The organism is Paenibacillus sp. cl6col, assembly GCF_900102125.1.
GTDB classification, from domain to species: Bacteria; Bacillota; Bacilli; order Paenibacillales; family Paenibacillaceae; genus Paenibacillus_B; species Paenibacillus_B suaedae.
Window position 1 is genome coordinate 278,237 of sequence record NZ_FNAZ01000001.1, and the last position, 17,263, is coordinate 295,499.

18 protein-coding genes and 1 other annotated feature are annotated in these 17,263 nt (G+C 47.8%); of the genes, 11 read left to right on the plus strand and 7 right to left on the minus strand.

Translation table 11 applies throughout. The features are described from left to right. Positions 1–39 precede the first annotated feature (39 nt). From rplT to BLS15_RS01190, 4 genes are all read right to left on the minus strand, one after another. Positions 40–399, minus strand: a complete 360-nt coding sequence (gene rplT / locus BLS15_RS01175) for a 50S ribosomal protein L20 (protein WP_021254461.1) — start codon at positions 397–399, stop codon at positions 40–42. 44 nt (positions 400–443) lie between these two features. After that, positions 444–644 (minus strand): 50S ribosomal protein L35, encoded by a 201-nt coding sequence (gene rpmI, locus BLS15_RS01180; protein ID WP_005548700.1) that lies wholly within the window; start codon positions 642–644, stop codon positions 444–446. A gap of 62 nt (positions 645–706) precedes the next feature. Further along, positions 707–1,207, minus strand: coding sequence for a translation initiation factor IF-3 (gene infC / locus BLS15_RS01185; protein WP_065290379.1), 501 nt, complete (start codon positions 1,205–1,207; stop codon positions 707–709). A 59-nt stretch (positions 1,208–1,266) separates the two neighbouring features. Then, positions 1,267–1,411: a sequence feature (ribosomal protein L20 leader region), on the minus strand. 82 nt (positions 1,412–1,493) lie between these two features. Further along, on the minus strand, positions 1,494–2,732 hold the full coding sequence (locus BLS15_RS01190; protein WP_090509389.1) for a glycosyltransferase family 2 protein: 1,239 nt from the start codon (positions 2,730–2,732) through the stop codon (positions 1,494–1,496). A gap of 850 nt (positions 2,733–3,582) precedes the next feature. Here BLS15_RS01190 and BLS15_RS01195 point away from each other — a divergent pair. Both BLS15_RS01195 and BLS15_RS01200 read left to right on the plus strand, forming a co-directional pair. Beyond that, positions 3,583–4,116: a phosphatase PAP2 family protein gene (locus tag BLS15_RS01195; protein WP_021254458.1), complete on the plus strand. Its 534-nt coding sequence runs from the start codon at positions 3,583–3,585 to the stop codon at positions 4,114–4,116. 94 nt (positions 4,117–4,210) lie between these two features. Beyond that, the gene (locus BLS15_RS01200; RefSeq protein WP_072727707.1) at positions 4,211–5,404 is read left to right on the plus strand and encodes an MGDG synthase family glycosyltransferase; all 1,194 of its coding nucleotides are present in this window, start codon (positions 4,211–4,213) and stop codon (positions 5,402–5,404) included. A 103-nt stretch (positions 5,405–5,507) separates the two neighbouring features. On the opposite strand, the gene trmB is transcribed toward BLS15_RS01200, so the two are convergent. Beyond that, entirely contained in the window at positions 5,508–6,230 is a 723-nt protein-coding gene (gene trmB, locus BLS15_RS01205) for a tRNA (guanosine(46)-N7)-methyltransferase TrmB (RefSeq protein ID WP_090509394.1), read from the minus strand. A gap of 232 nt (positions 6,231–6,462) precedes the next feature. Between trmB and BLS15_RS01210 the strand changes: the two genes are divergently transcribed. The 5 genes from BLS15_RS01210 to BLS15_RS01230 all read left to right on the plus strand — a co-directional run bounded on the left by BLS15_RS01210 (position 6,463) and on the right by BLS15_RS01230 (position 10,166). Next, a complete protein-coding gene (locus tag BLS15_RS01210) occupies positions 6,463–7,431 on the plus strand; it encodes a tRNA modification radical SAM protein MnmL/YtqA (RefSeq protein WP_090509399.1) in 969 nt (322 codons plus the stop codon). 1 nt (position 7,432) lies between these two features. Further along, a complete protein-coding gene (locus tag BLS15_RS01215) occupies positions 7,433–8,020 on the plus strand; it encodes a tRNA 5-(aminomethyl)-2-thiouridylate-methyltransferase MnmM (protein ID WP_090509404.1) in 588 nt (195 codons plus the stop codon). A 104-nt stretch (positions 8,021–8,124) separates the two neighbouring features. After that, complete coding sequence (locus BLS15_RS01220) at positions 8,125–8,520, plus strand: VOC family protein (RefSeq protein ID WP_021262113.1); 396 nt, start codon at positions 8,125–8,127, stop codon at positions 8,518–8,520. Positions 8,521–8,541: 21 nt separating this feature from the next. Continuing rightward, a complete protein-coding gene (locus BLS15_RS01225; protein ID WP_090509408.1) occupies positions 8,542–9,510 on the plus strand; it encodes a type I phosphomannose isomerase catalytic subunit in 969 nt (322 codons plus the stop codon). Positions 9,511–9,653: 143 nt separating this feature from the next. Next, entirely contained in the window at positions 9,654–10,166 is a 513-nt protein-coding gene (locus BLS15_RS01230) for an aminoacyl-tRNA deacylase (protein ID WP_090509413.1), read from the plus strand. Positions 10,167–10,221: 55 nt separating this feature from the next. On the opposite strand, the gene BLS15_RS01235 is transcribed toward BLS15_RS01230, so the two are convergent. Then, positions 10,222–12,075, minus strand: coding sequence for a helix-turn-helix transcriptional regulator (locus tag BLS15_RS01235; protein ID WP_090509416.1), 1,854 nt, complete (start codon positions 12,073–12,075; stop codon positions 10,222–10,224). Between the two features lie 185 nt (positions 12,076–12,260). On the opposite strand from BLS15_RS01235, the gene BLS15_RS01240 reads away from it, so the two are divergent. Then, positions 12,261–13,088, plus strand: a complete 828-nt coding sequence (locus BLS15_RS01240; RefSeq protein ID WP_090509421.1) for a CPBP family intramembrane glutamic endopeptidase — start codon at positions 12,261–12,263, stop codon at positions 13,086–13,088. 181 nt (positions 13,089–13,269) lie between these two features. Here BLS15_RS01240 and BLS15_RS01245 read toward each other — a convergent pair whose 3' ends face one another. Further along, positions 13,270–13,584, minus strand: coding sequence for an ArsR/SmtB family transcription factor (locus tag BLS15_RS01245; RefSeq protein ID WP_072727250.1), 315 nt, complete (start codon positions 13,582–13,584; stop codon positions 13,270–13,272). Between the two features lie 205 nt (positions 13,585–13,789). Between BLS15_RS01245 and BLS15_RS01250 the strand changes: the two genes are divergently transcribed. The 3 genes from BLS15_RS01250 to BLS15_RS01260 all read left to right on the plus strand — a co-directional run bounded on the left by BLS15_RS01250 (position 13,790) and on the right by BLS15_RS01260 (position 17,234). Further along, the gene (locus BLS15_RS01250) at positions 13,790–15,016 is read left to right on the plus strand and encodes an MFS transporter (protein ID WP_090509425.1); all 1,227 of its coding nucleotides are present in this window, start codon (positions 13,790–13,792) and stop codon (positions 15,014–15,016) included. 161 nt (positions 15,017–15,177) lie between these two features. After that, positions 15,178–15,852 carry a response regulator transcription factor gene (locus tag BLS15_RS01255; RefSeq protein ID WP_090509428.1) on the plus strand — a complete coding sequence of 225 codons (675 nt, stop codon included), beginning with the start codon at positions 15,178–15,180 and terminating at the stop codon, positions 15,850–15,852. Beyond that, positions 15,849–17,234 (plus strand): sensor histidine kinase, encoded by a 1,386-nt coding sequence (locus BLS15_RS01260; RefSeq protein ID WP_175460695.1) that lies wholly within the window; start codon positions 15,849–15,851, stop codon positions 17,232–17,234. Before BLS15_RS01255 ends, BLS15_RS01260 begins: the two co-directional genes overlap by 4 nt. Positions 17,235–17,263 lie beyond the last annotated feature (29 nt).

Here is a 17,263-nt window from a genome sequence, read left to right on the forward strand (position 1 = left end):
TAGTTTCGAAATCGCTGCTTTTCTTATATCAACGCACTCTTACGCGTTAACTTTTTCTTTTGCAACTGTAGCCAAGGAGTTGAACGCGTTGATATCGTTCACTGCCAAGTCAGCCAACATTTTGCGGTTCACTTCAACACCAGCCAATTTCAGGCCGTGCATGAATTTGCTGTAGGACAAGCCGTTCATGCGAGCCGCTGCGTTGATACGAGCGATCCACAATTTGCGGAAGTCACGCTTCTTAACGCGACGATCGCGGTAAGCGTACAGCAAGGATTTCATCACTTGCTCGTTAGCTGTTTTGAACAATCTGTGTTTGGAACCGAAGTACCCTTTTGCCAATTTTAATACTTTTTTATGACGACGACGTGTCGTAAATCCGCCTTTTACTCGAGCCATTTCGTATTAACCTCCCAATCGATTCGATGTTTCCGTATAATTGCTTATTTCAAGTTAGCCAATTGTTGCTTCATACGACGAACGTCGCCTGCTGCCATTACTGGGCTAGTAGCAAGAACGCGCTTCGTGCGGTTCGATTTGTGGGAAAGCAAGTGATTGCGGTACGCTTTGTAGCGGCGCACTTTACCTGTTCCCGTAATTTTGAAGCGGCCTTTCAAGCTGCTGTGCGTTTTCATTTTAGGCATTATCGTTTCCTCCTCAAGTTCGGTATTCTTATCCGCCGCCTTCTTCTGCGCGGCGGGCCGAATTAGCTGTTCGTCTTCGGCGCCAAAATCATAATCATGCTGCGGCCTTCCAGCTTCGGTGTACGTTCAACGATGCAAAGCTCAGTTGCTTCTTTCAGAACGCGCTCCAACACTTTCTTCCCGATATCAGCATGCGTGATTTCACGTCCGCGGAAACGAACAGAGCATTTTACTTTATCTCCATCACGCAAAAACTTCAAGACATTGCGGAGCTTCGTATTGAAGTCGTGCTCCTCGATATTGGCGCGGAACCATACTTCTTTTACATCGACGATCTTCTGGTTCTTGCGCGCTTCCTTCTCTTTCTTCTGTTGCTCATAACGGAACTTTCCGTAGTCCATAATACGACATACAGGCGGTTTTGCCTGCGGAGCCACGTTTACCAAGTCCAAGTTAGCGTCGTAAGCCATTTGCAGTGCTTCGCGGAACGGCGTAATGCCAATCTGCTCCCCAGCTGCACCAACTAAGCGAACCTCTCTTGCACGAATGTCCTCGTTAATCAAATGATCCTTGCTAATGGTGTGCCACCTCCATAATCGAATTTCCTGCATCTAACTGGTTATCGCATAAAAAAGGGATGCAAGCTCATCGAGCCCACATCCCTCACATAGACATTCTAATCTAGTGAGCACTGCCAAGGCAGTGCGAGTCATAACCAGCCAACAACATGTCGGTCAGGTGAGAAGCGTGGGCTTCTTCTTTCCAATTGCAATATGTGTTTCAAATACTTGAATAATATATCACAGTGAACTGGATCAAGTCAAGCCACTGTTATTATTTTTTCACGCCTTACACTTGCTTGCCTTGCATCTCTTCCAAGCGCACAACTCGTGTATGCTCAGTGTGGCTCCATACCTTGTTGTTCTGAGTGAAGAATGCGTAGAACGTAATCGGCCACCAGGACAGCAAGAATACTGGGAATGTAATCAGAGATACATAGATGCGCCAAGACTTGACACCTTCCAAAATCAACGCCAGTACGAATACAGCACAGGACAGCACAAGTGACACAACCGGAACCCACTCAGGCAGGTACTGGAAGAACGTTGCCACGTTCGGCCCATTGAAGAATGCTGCATCTACCCACATGAACGCCGTCATGAGGAAAGTAACCAAGACTGTATACACCGTAATTGTGTATAGCGCCATATCGAATTTCGCCAAGTTGCGCTCCTTGATGCTCTGCCACAGCAGCGGGAAGAAATAACGACGCGCTACGGTAAAGTGACCTTGCATCCAGCGCAAACGCTGACGAGCCGATGCCTTGAACGTAAGCGGCTTTTCATCAAACACGCGTGCATTGTAGTTCAACACTGGGTTGATGCCGTTTTTAACACAGCGGGCAGTGAACTCCAAGTCCTCAACCAAACTTGTTGCACCCCAGCCCATTTCCTTCAGCAGCTTGCTCTCAAAGCACATTCCTGTACCGCCGAGGAAGTTAGCCATGTTCAAGTTCTTACGGGACAACTGCCATAGACGGTTGCAGTACCAGTATGTTACGCCATAAGCGGCTGTAATCCAAGAATCCTCTGGATTCTTCGTATCGATGTATCCTTGAATAACGCGTGCCCCCGAGCACAGATCGTTGTTCATTTCAGTCAAAAAGTCTTTGCTTACCAAGTTGTCAGCGTCGAGCATAACAACTGCATCGTATTGACGCGGCATTTCCCACAGCTTCTTCAACATCCATTCGATGGCATGACCCTTGCCTCGTTGATGCGGATTATGACGTTCGCAAGCATATACGCCATGCTCTCTTACGATATCGGCTGTACCATCCGTGCAGTTGTCGCAGATGACAAACACGTCGTACATTTCTCTTGGATAATCCAGCGCCTTCAGATTTTCAACCAATGCTCCAATAACGGCTTCTTCATTGTGCGCTGCTACGAGCACAGCGAAGGATTTTTGCGGTTCGTATACTTTTTTCTCTTTTTTGCGGTAAATACCGAACAGCGACAAGGTAAACTGGTACACCCCAATCGCGGCCAGCAGAACCTGCAAGACGATAAATAACGTATCCACCATGCTTGGTGTCCCCCTTTTAAATAACCCCTACTTCAATTTCATTATTGCGTCAACGAACATGGCGCTCTCTTTTTATGTATGAACGCATGCTCATCAACTCTATATATGGTTTACCCCGCTGAAAACGGTCGATCACGATTTTCTAATGTTTGCTTTCATTTGTCAAAACCTTTTATTGGCTTTCAACGCTTGAATATGAACATTATCGCCGCAGTTACTGTGCGAAGTCGCATCGAATCATGCTTTCCCGCAAGGTTATGTTATATTTTCATCCAAATGCTAAGAAATTATGGCTTTTGACCCCCTTTTCGTCAAAATTTGCTGTTCTTTCAAAGCTGATCCAGGATCCGAAAGACAATGAGAATGGAACAATTTACTTTTTTTGTGTTAGGGATATGCCCTCTCTTTATTATGGACGTATTACAACGGAAGAAAGTTTCAGGTAATGTTTATTACCCGTTTGGAATATATGGAAAACATGTCTCCGGCATTATCTTCATACAGCATTGCCAAAGATGCTGATGAATAGAACCCTTACCATTCATAACCTCTGTCATAGCGGATTCACCACATAATCCTACCGTACATGCTACACCTTTCATTACAGGGCACTACAGCAAGATAATCGAAGAAATAGGCATTCTACGTGCGTAATTCGCGATTTTGCAGGCAGTATCACTTCAAGGTAAAATAGGAATAACTTGTTGAAATGCTCGGCATTTGAAAATATGATTAAAGATGCTCTTTGAACTTGTAGCGACTTCAGATAAAATTCACAAACCCATCATCTTCTGTTAATGTTACGCTGTTACGATCATATTATTAAATACCGGATAACGGAGGAACCGACATGACCCGTGTTATCGCGTGGCTGGGTAATCGTGAGCGCCAATTATTCTTTTGGATTAATCACCGGCTGCATCACCGGAGCATGAATATTATATTGTATACATTGACCCATCTTGGCGGGGCAACCTTTACGATTGCCTTTACCTTGCTGCTTGCCTGGCTGGCGCCTAATCCATGGAATATCGTTGGCTGGCAATGTGTTGCTGCGCTTGCCGTTAGCCACCTGCCTGTCGCCTTAATTAAGAAGTGGTATCCGCGTGTGCGTCCACACTTAGCATTGCCTAATATACGCACATTCCGCAAGCCGCTTGTTGACCATTCATTTCCTTCTGGACATACGACAGCCATATTCTCAGTCGTTGTCCCGCTCATAATAGCTAACCCGACTCTGTCATGGGGACTTCTGCCGATTGCATGTATCGTCGCACTGTCCCGTATGTACTTAGGACTTCACTATCCATCCGACTGTCTTGCTGGCGCATTCATCGGTACAGGCGCTGCCGTAAGTACTGTCGCTTTATGGCCTATTGTGTAATTATGGACATCAGGTATAGTAGGGTATAGAAATTATGAGAACCATTATATACCTAGAAGATCGAATAAAAGGGTGAAATACCGTGCATCAAGCAATGACATTTACACTTCCCTCCGGTACCATCACACTTGGTGCCGAGCACGAAGGAAAGAAGCGTATACTGCTGCTGTCAGAGCGTTTCGGAGCTGGTCACACCCAAGCTGCCCATGCACTTGCTGTCAGCCTTCGCAAGCTGTCTCCGCATGTGCAAACTCGTGTGATGGAGCTTGGGAGCTTCCTTAACCCCAAGACAGCTCCGCTCATTATAGAAGCATATCGCAAAACTGTGCTTGTACAGCCGAAGCTGGTAGGCTTTATGTATAAGACACAGTACAATAGATCGCTAAATCGACTGACTACAATGGCGCTTCACCGGGTATTCTATACTCATGCAATGTCCGTTATGCGCCAGCTTAAGCCTGATATGATTGTATGCACTCATCCGATCCCAAGCGCTGTCATTTCCCGATTGCGCAGACTTGGACTTAACGTTCCGCTCTGTACGGTCATTACTGATTATGATGCGCATGCAGCCTGGGTGAGTCCTGCTGTGAATCGCTATTTTGTATCAACGCCTGAGGTGAAGGAGAAGCTTGAACTTCATGGCGTAAGCAGCGACTCCATACAAGTGACAGGAATTCCTGTTCATCCGAATTTCTGGGAGCCGCATGATGGGATGGGCAAATCATCCATCCGCGCCCGTTTCGGGCTGAAAGACATGCCGACTGTGCTCGTCATGGGCGGCGGCTGGGGAATGATGGATTCGACACAGTCCACAGAGCTGCTCACCCGCTGGCGCAAAGATGTACAGTTTATTTTTTGTATCGGGAATAATGAGAAACTTCGCCGTCGTATGCTGGAGAATCCTCGCTTTCAGTATGAGAATATTCATCTGATGGGTTACACCAAGGAAGTTGACCAATTGATGGATGTGTCCGACCTGCTCGTCACTAAGCCAGGCGGGATGACTTGTACCGAGGCGCTGGCCAAGGGAATTCCGATGCTCTTCTATCAGCCGCTTCCCGGCCAAGAGGAAGAGAATGCCCACTACTTCACGGAGAAGGGATATGGCGAGTCGATCGAGTCTGCACATACGATTACGAAGTGGATGAATCTTCTTGTACATCATTATGATGAGGTCTCCGCACGCCGCTTAGAGCATGAGCAGAAGGCATCTCGTTATCATCCTAAGGTATGTGCGGAAGCAATCCTACAAATGATGAATGTGCCATTTACTTCAATCGAATAACAGTAAAGCCGCTATCAAGCATGCGAATGATGAAGCACTGTCATCCATCATTCATGCAGAATAGCGGCTTTTTTGATCTTCCATATATGATTTCGACCCGTAATTAACGGGATGCGTAAGGCTCATTGTGAGGCAAGGAAGAGCGGTACTGCTTGTACGCCTGATCCCCAACGAGCACCTCGACACGATGAATATTCATGCCTTTGCCCATAAATTTCTCTTCGTACTCTGTCATAACATGCTCTTCATTGATGCCATCACGATGCAGGTTCAAGGAGATATTCCGCATTTGAAGCCCCATCTCTGCGAAGGAGTTCAAGGAAAACTCGAACAAGGTCTCTGAATCCGTTTTGAAATGAATCTCACCTGTCTTGCTCAATGCATAACGATACTTCTCAACAAGTCGCGAATGAGTCAAGCGACGGCGTGCGTGCTTCTTCTTCGGCCACGGATCACTGAAGTTCAAGTATACGCGCTCAAGTTCGCCTTCTGCAAAAATTTGCTCCAAAAATTCGACATTCGCGCGCACCAGTCTCAGGTTGGACGCTTCCTGCATTCCTGCTTCTTCTCGAAATAAGCGAGCCTTCTCACATCCGCGAGCGATCAACTCATCGTACATATCCACGCCGATGAAGTTGATGTCTGGGTACTTCAAGCTCATCTTACTGATGAACTGCCCTTTTCCCATTCCCAGCTCAACATATATGGGGCGGTCATTTCCGAACGCCTCACTCCATTTGCCCTTCAACTGCTCCGGCTCAAGCACGACCAAGTCGGTTTGCTCTGCAAGCAGCTCTTTTGCTCCTCTTTTGCCACGTAAGCGCATGTGTGCTTTCCTCCATACTGATTATGCTCCAAGCCCTTATTGTGCATGACAAGCGATAAAAAGTAAAGACGGCGATGCAGACAAATAAGAACAACAGAGCTTGCCCGCTGTCTTCGCTTTTACGGCCAAATCTGCTACAATAATACAATGGGATTGTTATCGATAAGCTTCCGTTATGGACGGCGTACGTTTTGCATAACAATCAACTTACACTGCAATTGAAAGGGCTTGTATGCCATTGGACGGCTTAATACACACACAATCGACTTCCCCCCTCTTGTGGGGAGACAAGCGGTTTCATACATGGAATTATGAGATGCGCGAGCAATTCGGAGAAAAGGTATTCAAAGTGATGCTCGACGCTGGGTTTACCTGTCCGAATCGGGACGGAAGCATCGCAATTGGCGGCTGTACGTTCTGCAGCTCTCGTGGTTCCGGAGATTTCGCCGGTCGTCGGCGCGACGATCTGGTCACTCAATTCAACACCATTCGAGACAGACAACATGCGAAATGGCCAAACGCCAAATATATTGGCTATTTTCAAGCTTATACGAATACGTATGCACCAGTGGACGTATTGCGAGATTACTTCGAAGTCATTCTTGAGCAGCCTGGTGTCGTCGGCTTGTCCATTGCGACACGGCCTGACTGTTTGCCGGACGATGTTGTCGAATACTTGGCAGAGCTTAATAAGCGCACGTATTTATGGATCGAGATGGGACTTCAGACGATTCATGAATCGACGTCTCAACTTATTAACCGCGCACATGATACAGCATGCTATATCGAAGCCATAGAGAAGCTGCGCAAGCATAATATTCGCGTCTGCACCCACATCATCTACGGACTACCGCAAGAGACGCACAGTATGATGCTCGAGACGGCCCAAGCTGTCGCTCAGATGAATGTGCAAGGCATTAAGCTTCATCTGCTTCATCTCATGCGCAAGACCCCGATGGTGAAGCAATATGAAGCTGGATTGCTGCGCTTCCTGGAGATGGATGAGTATATCAAGCTTATCGTCGATTCGCTTGAAATGCTTCCTCCGGAGATGATCGTCCACCGCGTTACAGGTGACGCACCGCGGGACTTAATTATTGGACCGATGTGGAGCATGAAAAAATGGGAAGTGCTTAATGGCATCGATGCGGAGCTGAAACGGCGCAACACATGGCAGGGCAAGTATTGGAGGGAGTCATAAGATGGGATTTCTATCCGTACTCGGCTATGCACAGCAAGTGGTGAAGGAGCGCGTGCAGCCCGGTGAAAGCGTAATTGATGCAACGATGGGAACAGGTGTAGATACCTTATTTCTCGCCCGCCTAACTGGATCGCGCGGCTCAGTAGCCGCCTTCGATGTCCAGGAAGAAGCGCTTGAGCTGACTCGTAAGCGGCTTCATCGTGAGCTGGGCGAAGACGAATACGCACATGTCAGCTTGCTTCAGGCAAGCCATCATACCATGAATGAAGTGCTGGGCGAAGAATGGTCCGGTACAACCGCTGCCATCATGTTCAATCTTGGGTATCTGCCTACGAATGAGGCAGATAAGCGCATTATGACCGTCCCTGAAACGACACTTCAAGCACTCGACAACGGTTTATCTATGCTGCGGCCCGGCGGAGTGCTTAGTATTGTTCTCTATCCAGGACACAGCGGCGGCGATGATGAGGCCGATCAAGTACGAGCTTGGGCGGAGTCTCTTCCGGCGCGTCTTGGGCAAGCCGTTATTTATCGAATGCTGCAGCGTCCAGATGCACCATATGTCATAGCGGTAGAGAAACGAAAATAACATCTGAACGCGTTAGAGCCTTTCCCACTTGGATTGGCGATTGCAGCTTCCGCTTCGATATCTGTCCCACATCCTGTTCACCATGTTGAAGGAGTTGTTGTGAAATGGCAGTTCGCAAAATGGAGCACGTTGGGATCATGGTTCGCAATATAGAACTATCCATTCGATTCTATGAGGAAGTCATCGGCTTGAAGCTGAAAGGAACCCTTCTCCATACGAATGGTGTCATTCGCCTCGCCTTTCTCGGATGGGACGGTGCTGACGAAACGGAAGTTGAACTTGTAGAAGGTTATCCTGGAAGCTTAACGGAAGAAGGCAGGGTCCACCATATCGCCTTCACTGTTGACGATATAGAGGCTGAGTTGGCTCGAATGAAGAGCCTGCCTCAAGTTGAGCTTATTGATGAAGAACTGGTTACCTTGCCGAACGGCAGCCGCTATTTTTTCTTTAAGGGTCCGGACGGCGAGAGACTTGAGTTTTTCCAATCAACTAGATACTAGACAACTCGGGAGTGAGAGAACATGACAAGACCTTATCCATTGAAGTTTCAACCTGAATTCAAAGAACGCGTATGGGGCGGCCGTGCTCTGACGCAATTCGGATTGGATTTGCCAGAAGGACATATCGGTGAAGGTTGGATGATCGGTGATCATCCGAACGGTACGACGAAGGTCGTTAACGGTGAACTGGCTGGACTTGGCTTGGACGAAGTACGTGAACAATACGGCAAGGAATGGTTCGGCTCCAAGGGCTTCTCTGAGAAGAACGGCCGATTCCCACTGCTTATCAAGCTGTTGGACTGCAATGATGATCTCTCTGTTCAGGTACACCCTACTGACACGTATGAAGGTCTGCCGCAAGGCGAACTGGGCAAGACAGAGATGTGGTATGTGCTAGACGCGAAGCCAGGTGCGAAAATCATTTACGGTTTGAAGGAAGGCATTGATCGCGCAGCAATGGCAGAAGCGATCGAAGATGGCCGCATTATGGAAGTTCTGCAAGAAGTATCCGTCCAGGCCGGGGACACCTTCTACATTCCAGCTGGTACGGTTCACGCGCTGTGTGCAGGTGTCGTAGTCGCTGAGATTCAACAGAACTCCGATACGACTTATCGCTTGTACGACTACAACCGTCCAGGTCTCGACGGCAAGCCGCGCGAGCTGCACATTGAGGATTCCTTGAATGTCATCGCGTACGAAGGCGCGGGCGCAACTCGCATGTCTACAAATGGCGCTGTCGCTAATGAGTGGCTGGTGCTCGCGGAGTCTCCGTACTTCCGTGTAGAAAAAGGCATCGTTGAGAAGCCATGGGCACTCGCAACAACAGAAGAGAGCTTCGTCATTCTTGTTGTGTGCGAAGGAACAGGTACACTTACAACTGCTGACGAGCAGATCGCATTCAAAGCAGGCGAATGCTTCTTGCTTCCAGCTAACCTTGGTGAATATACGCTTGATGGCAACTGCACTGTATTGCGCTCTGTTGCTCCTTAATGCACGCATAATTGACTTGGCATCCGGCTCCTTACGGGGAGACCGGGTGCCATTTTATTAGCAAGCGGCCTACACTTGCACTTACACTTGCACGTTCACTTGCATTTACACGAGCTCTTTTTCTTTTGAATGGAGGGACATAGATGAATACGAACAAGGAATATCTAGAAAATCAGGAACCACCGCAGTCAACAGATGAATATGATAACAAGCTTATTTCCTATCTCCGCGCGAATCAAATGGCTGCTGAACATCTGCGTCTACATACACTGTGCCATTCCGTTGAGGATGCTGCTCAAGCGGTGCAAGCCGATAAAGCTGATTTTGTTAAAAATGTCTGCATGATCGATGGTGAAGGTCACTTACTTGTAGCCATCGTCAAGGGCGAAGACCGTGCAAGCACCAGCAGAGTTGGCAAGGCACTGCTTATTCCTCCTCCACGCTTGGCGCTCGAGCAAGAAATGCTTCAGCTTGCTGGATATCCTGCCGGCGGGATTCCTTCCTTTGGCTTCACAGCCACATTTCTTATCGATCCGAAAGTTCTGGAACAGGAATTCGTATATACCGGCGGGGGCTCCCCCTATTCACTGACGCGAATCTCTGTTCAAGAAATGATGCGTGTCAATCAAGCCATTGTAGCAAGAGTACGGAAATAACCGTGCCAATACACAAATAAGCGCCTAGTGTGTTCACTAAGCGCTTTCTCTCTATTCATACAAGACGTGCTTTCCGTGCTGCATTCGCAGCCGACATCCGATCGTTTACTCCCATCTTGGCATATAGGCTCGAGATATGATTGCGAATCGTTCCTTCAGATAAATAGAGGATCTGAGCGATTTCACGATATTTCTTACCTTGCGCCAAATAATGGAGCACCTGCTTCTCACGTTCAGTTAAGCCGAATGGATCTACATTACTTTCGATGCACGGCCCCTCGCTCCCTGCCACTCCCATTCGTTCCTCAGCTTGATCCATATGTAATAATTGATCGGTCATCAATCGTGCGATCGGCTGCGATAGGAGCGTTCCCCCTTGATGTACAAGACGGACGCTGGCAAGCAGCTCCTTCGGATGCATGGACTTTAGCAGATACGCTTCCGCTCCCGCATCAATCGCTTGAACGGCATAATCTGATTCCTCAATCGTAGTCAGCAGAATGATCTTCACATCCGGCCATCGCTCCTTCATCACACGAACAGCAGCCAAGCCATCCATTCGCGGCATTCGAATATCCATGAGCACGACATCAGGATGCTCGCACTCCATATATTCAACTGCTTCCTTCCCATCCACCGCTGCACCTATGACATAGACATCATCTTCTTGGCTGAATAAATAGCACAAACTCTCACAAAAGAGCTGCTCATCATCAGCAATGAGCAAGCGGATCGGCTGATCGCCCTCTATATGCAACTTGCGCGGAAGCTTGCATACAATTTCCATGCCGTTCCCTAATGAAGTACGTACCATTAAGTGCCCACCATAAGCATGCAGGCGATCCTGCATTGATGACAGACCATAGCCAAAGGTTAGCTTCTCATTGCCTAGCCCATTGTCCCGAATCGATAAGCATACTTCTGTCTCGTCATAGACAAGGTTAACCTCGATCGATGATGCTCTACCATGACGCACTGCATTTGTAGCGGCTTCCTGCACACAACGCTCTAATACCATACGGTGTGCATAAGGAATAGAATAGATGATGCCTTCTGTTTTGAGATTACATGCAATACCAGTTTGATTGCAAAGCGTGTCCAGCAAGTGCTTCAATACCTCATCCAATGTTCGCTCCCCTTCTTCAGAAGGTGCGATATCATGAATGTGATGTCGTATTTTTTCAAAGCTGCTCCGTGCGTGTACAATCACACTCTCAAGCCTACTTTTTGCTTGTTCAGGGTCATCCCCCATAAGAACCTTGACCGATTCCAACCCCATAACAATCGATGCATGTGAATGACCTAATGTATCATGCAATTCGCCAGCTACGCGATTGCGCTCCTCCTGAACGGTAAGCCGCTCCACTTGCTCCGCATATTGACGAATAATATTGAATTGATGCTCATTCTCTTGAAGCAGCTGCTTCATTCTTCGTTGCGAATGCAGAAACACATGAAAGCCAACACCGATCCCGAACAATATGAAATGATTAACAGACGAGTCCAAAGCCTGAAGCCAAGATAACTTGCCACTCCATAAACCAATGAAAGGAAAAAGTCCTACAATCGAACCTCCCCACCATACATTCTTCCTTGACGTCATAAATCCAATGAGAAGTGCGGGCAGCACCATATTGTCGAGATACACAGGCATCGACAAATGCATGGAAATGTTAATGCCTCCCGACAAAATTATTTCCGAGGCAATAAATTTCGACGGATGAATGCTGCCAGGTCTCCAGAACCATAAAGGCAGCGCAGAACACAATATAAACGGTACGATTGTACGTCCGGTATGAACCGTACTAAAGTCCGGTGATATGGCAATATAAACTGCCCCTGATACAATCCAGAGAATGTATAACCCCACCAGAGCTGTATCGATCCAATGCCATTGTCGTTGTTCCATTCACTTGCCTCTTTCTATGTAAGTAACATACTTCTCTATATCAATCAGCCAGATTGATTTATACATCTTCTACATCCAAAATAGGATATTCATATGACAGCATTTCAGATGTTCCTCACTAGGAGCACCATCCTTATTGTAATATGATAGGCCCATGAAAAAAAGCGAAACCGGAGGAATGCAGCATGTTTTCTAATTTACACAGCCATACAAAAGCACTGATTTACACAGCAATCGTCTTCATTCTAGCTATAGGCGTCAGTATCGTTCCGAACACCAATTCCTTACTTTATATGCTGACTCCAACAGTGGCTGCCTTCATTATGCTCCTGTTCGTGACGAAGGACGGTCGATCGCATTCCGGTTGGGCTGCGCTTGGATTTCGTAAATGCGGGTTCAAATGGTGGCTCCTATGTATCACGGTTCCAGCGGTCATTGTAGCGCTGAGCTATGGATTCGCCTGGGGAGCTGGTGCACTAGTCATTGATATCCCTCCCACCTATGCAGGCTATGATTGGACGGCCTTCCCGATCGTTGTCGCGATACAATTAGTCAGCGCCGTACTTACGAGCTCACTTGGCGAAGAACTTGGCTGGAGAGGTTATTTGCTCCCGCTTCTTGTAGATAGAATGGGTGAGAGAAGAGCGTTATACGCCACTGGCCTAATTCACGGACTATGGCATATCCCGATTATATTGCTGTCTCCCATTTACCACCAAGATCAAAATCCATTTCTCGCATGCCTATTCATTGTCGTATCCTGCCTATTCCTAGGCCCTGTCATCGGATATATTCGATTGCGTTCATCCAGCGTATGGACAGCTTCTATCTTCCACTCGGCACATAATGTAATGTGGAGTGTTCTGCGCGGCATTGCGGTTCCGACTTCAGGAATTGCTATATATGCAGCAGGAGACAACAGCATCGTTGTCATTCTCTGTTATATGCTGCTTACGGTATGGGTCATGAAGCACTTACGTCACCATACCAATGCTCGATCCATAAACACATAAAAAACAGTTGATGTTCCAAGAGTGTAGTAACAAGAGAGTTCGTCTGACAGATAAGCAAAGACGCCTCCAAAACCACTGTACTTGTGGGATGGAGGCGTCTTTGTTCATGCATGTTCATACCCATGCTGAGCTCCGTTCTTCAACTTTGGCACTTTACGAGACTCTTCCTCTGTTTGCCGAACTACGACGTCATATCCTTGGCTTGGGTTAGGATTACTTGCATTAAACCAGGAAAGCGCGCTTCGAGCTCATCCTTGCGCAAACAGATGAATCGCTGAGTTCCCTCCATTCTAGTTCGAATAATGCCTGCTTCGCGCAGTACTTTGAAATGATGGGACATGGTAGACTTGGACAGTGATAAATCGAATCCTCCGCAGGTTTGCTCCGGAATGCTCATCAATTGCAGCACGATACTCATTCGAATCGGCTCGCTGAGCGCATAGAATACTTGCGAAAGTTCAATATGTTCGATATCGGGATGAAATAATGTTCTCATGTCATTATTGTACCGAAATGATTGACATCATTCAATAGTTCGATTACACTCGAACTATTGAACAAAGGTGCGCACCTTCATATTCAGTGAATCTTACCTATATTCACTATCATTTGTAACCTATGAATCATCTCGATTAAGAACGATCCCTTGTGTCCATCATTGCCGCATGAGATCGTGTATTCATTACAGGAGGCCAGTTACAATGAGCAACACGATGAATCAACCGCATGCCGCATCATCATTCCGTCCTATTATGTCTTTATTCTTTGCCACGATGTTCATCATCGGTACAGATACCTTTATCGTATCTCCTATGCTGCCAACACTACGAGAAGTTCTGCATATCTCTGTCGAACAATCAGGATGGCTTATTTCTGCTTATGCACTCGGATACGCCCTTTTCGCCCTAATCGCCGGACCGCTATCCGACGGACTGGATCGCAAGTCTTGTCTCCTTGGAGGGATGCTGGGATTCTCTCTGTTCACAGCACTGTGCGGTTCAACAACAAGCTTCACCCTCTTATTCGCCTACCGCGCCTTGGCGGGAATAAGCGCGGCAATCGCCTCGCCGCAAATATGGGCATCCATCCCTCAATTAGTAGCACCGCACAAGATCGTCAAAGCGATGGGCGCCGCAACTGCTGGCTTAGCCGTCTCGCAATGTCTCGGCGTACCTCTTGGCAGCCTGCTTGCCGCGAGCAGTTGGAGACTGCCCTTCTATGCCATCGGAGTAACTGCGCTGCTCATTACCATCATATTGGCGCTAAAGCTCCCTTCTATCCCACCAGCGACGAAACAACGAAGTTCGCTGAGCTCTCTTGGACGACAATATCGCGCCCTTTTCTCGCGCCGCAGCACCACCTTTGCTTTTCTCGGATATTTTTTATATCAGCTAGGTACTTTTTCTACCTTCTCCTATCTGGGGAATTGGCTCGCTGATGACTTTTCTCTTACTGTACAGCAAACGGGACTATTCATCCTTGGCTTTGGGATCGGCAATTTATTCGGCAGTCTTCTCGTCTCGAGGGTGGAACGCACGCTCGGCATTCGGCGAACTGTTACATATTCACTCCTTGGCATGATTGCGATGTATGTGATCGTCATGACCAGCCATCTTATTGCATTCATTAGTATCGCTTATGCGCTGATCGCCTTGTGCGGCGGCATGCTGTTCCCTCTCTTAATGGGAACTCTTCAGCAGGATCAGCCGAATGCACGTGGCACCGTATCCGCGCTGGCGAACAGCACGATGTATTTCGCAACGATGCTTGGATCCGTTCTGGCTGGTGTTCTCTATGCACGCGTCGCGGGGTTTGCTTCCATCGTAGTTGTTACGATGCTGTGCTATACAGCTTCCCTGTTTATCTTCCGCAGCCTGTTGCACAGCCCGCAAGCGATCAATAGTCAGGCGGCCATTCAGCAGAAGTAGATTCGGCCGGCCACCTATTAGATACGAGTAGCTAGGGCTGATGAATCTAGTATAAACTACACGGCTATCGTCCAACTATTGCATTCTTTCTCTATCATCTGGTTTCATTTGAGCTATAATGTTCAATGACACGAAGACACGATAGGGAGAGATCGTTCATAATGAGTCAACGGCTATTATACATAGAAGATGACAAAGAAATCGGAACATGGACCAGCAGTTATTTGCAAGATAAAGGCTATCAGGTAATGTGGCTGCTGTCCGGCGAGCATGCACTGGTGCACGTCCCTGATAGCGATCTGATCATACTTGATGTGATGCTTCCTGGATTAGACGGTTTTACGGTAGGACAGCGTCTGAAGCGCGAATACCCAAGTACGCCCATCCTGCTGCTGTCAGCTCGCACGTCTATTGACGACAAGCTTCAGGGGCTGCAATTCGCCGATGATTACGTAACGAAGCCCTTCCATCCGGATGAGCTTACTGCAAGAGTGGAGGTACTGCTGCGGCGCTTCGAGAAGCAGTCCCCTGCTTCCATCGAGTTGAAGCATCTGCGCATATCCCTGCACGATAATCACATTGTGCATGCCTTGACCGGTGAAGAAATCACACTTACCGGCAAACAGCACCATATATTTGCCTTCATGCTGCGTCATGCCAATCAGATCTTAACGAAGGAACAAATTTATGAGAGCGTCTGGGGCGAACCCTACATGGAGGGCGATAAGACACTCATGGTTCATATTCGACATCTGCGGGAGAAAATCGAGAACGATCCAGGCCAGCCGGAAATTATTGAAACGATTCGCGGCATCGGATATCGGGTGAAGCTATGAATTCCCGTATTCCACTGCGCAAATCACTGCTGATCCGGTATTTGACGCTTGTATTTGTCGCGCTCATGATATGGCCGATTATTTTTCCATTAACCTCTACGATTCTCTATTATGTATCTCTCTTGCAGAATGGAGGGGAACCCGTCGAGAATCGTTATGCGGTAGCGGCCAAGTTGGAAGAGAGATGGCACCAAGAAGCTGCTCAATTCAAGCAAGCCGATCGGGCTGCGATTGAACAGAGACTGCATGAGCTGAAGAAGGAGTACCCGGAGGCCAAATTATTCTGGGTCGATAACAGCGGTACTACTCGCCTTCAGCTTCCTGTACAGCCCAGCTTGCCAGCACAATGGAATGCTGGGGACGCTATTACCTTTATGAAGAAGAGCTACGATGGAGATCCGTTCACCGTCGTAGCTTTTATCGGGCAGGACCCGAAGCAGGGATTCATGGTTATGCAAATTGCTCGAAATTTGATGGTATCAGATAGAGCGGGATATAGTACAACACACGCTCTTATCGTCATCGCCCTCGTGTTTGTTCTATTTACAGTTGCCTCTTGGTGGTTCTTCTACAAGCTTCGGGGACGGCTTGTTCGATTAGGCAAGGCGATGGTTCCCGATAATGCCAATGGCTTGCCTTCGCCAATCGAAATAACGAAGTGGGATGAAATTGGACAATTGGAGCATACCTTCAACCAAATGATCAAGCAGCTTACCTCCAGCCGTCAACGGGAACAAGAGGAAGAAACGCTGCGCAAGGAACTGATCGCTAATTTGTCCCATGATCTCCGAACACCGTTAACCACGATTCGGGGACATGCCCATTCGCTCCAACGAGAGCCATTGTCCGAGCAAGGCCAACAGTCGCTGGTTCTTATCGATAAGAAGGTCAGTGATTTGGGACAGCTTGTTGATAATTTATTGGCGTACACGCTGCTGTCTGCTCACAAGTATTCGCTGAAGATGGAAGCAACGGATATGCTGCGGCTTGTCCGAACTTCTGCGGCGAGCTGGTACCCGATTTGGGAGAAAGAAGGCTTTGAGATTCATATTGAGCTCCCGGAGCAGCCCGTTACTTGGAGGGTCGATTTACAGTGGATGACGCGCATCCTCGATAATTTATTTCAAAATATTGTGCGCCATGCCGCAGAAGGGCGATATATCGGGATTGCGATTCATGCGCATGGAGAGAAGACTGCAATTGTGATTGAGGATCACGGACCCGGTATGAGCGCTGCGTCCACAAGCAGAGGCGTTGGCCTTGGGCTGACCATTGTCGAGTTGATGACCGCAGAAATGCAGCTGCAATGGGAAGTAACGAGCAGCCCAGAAGGGACAAGGATGAGGATAGAGCCTATGAAGGCAATGAGCGTATCAAACTAAAAGACAAACTAAAGAGAACTCAATGAAAT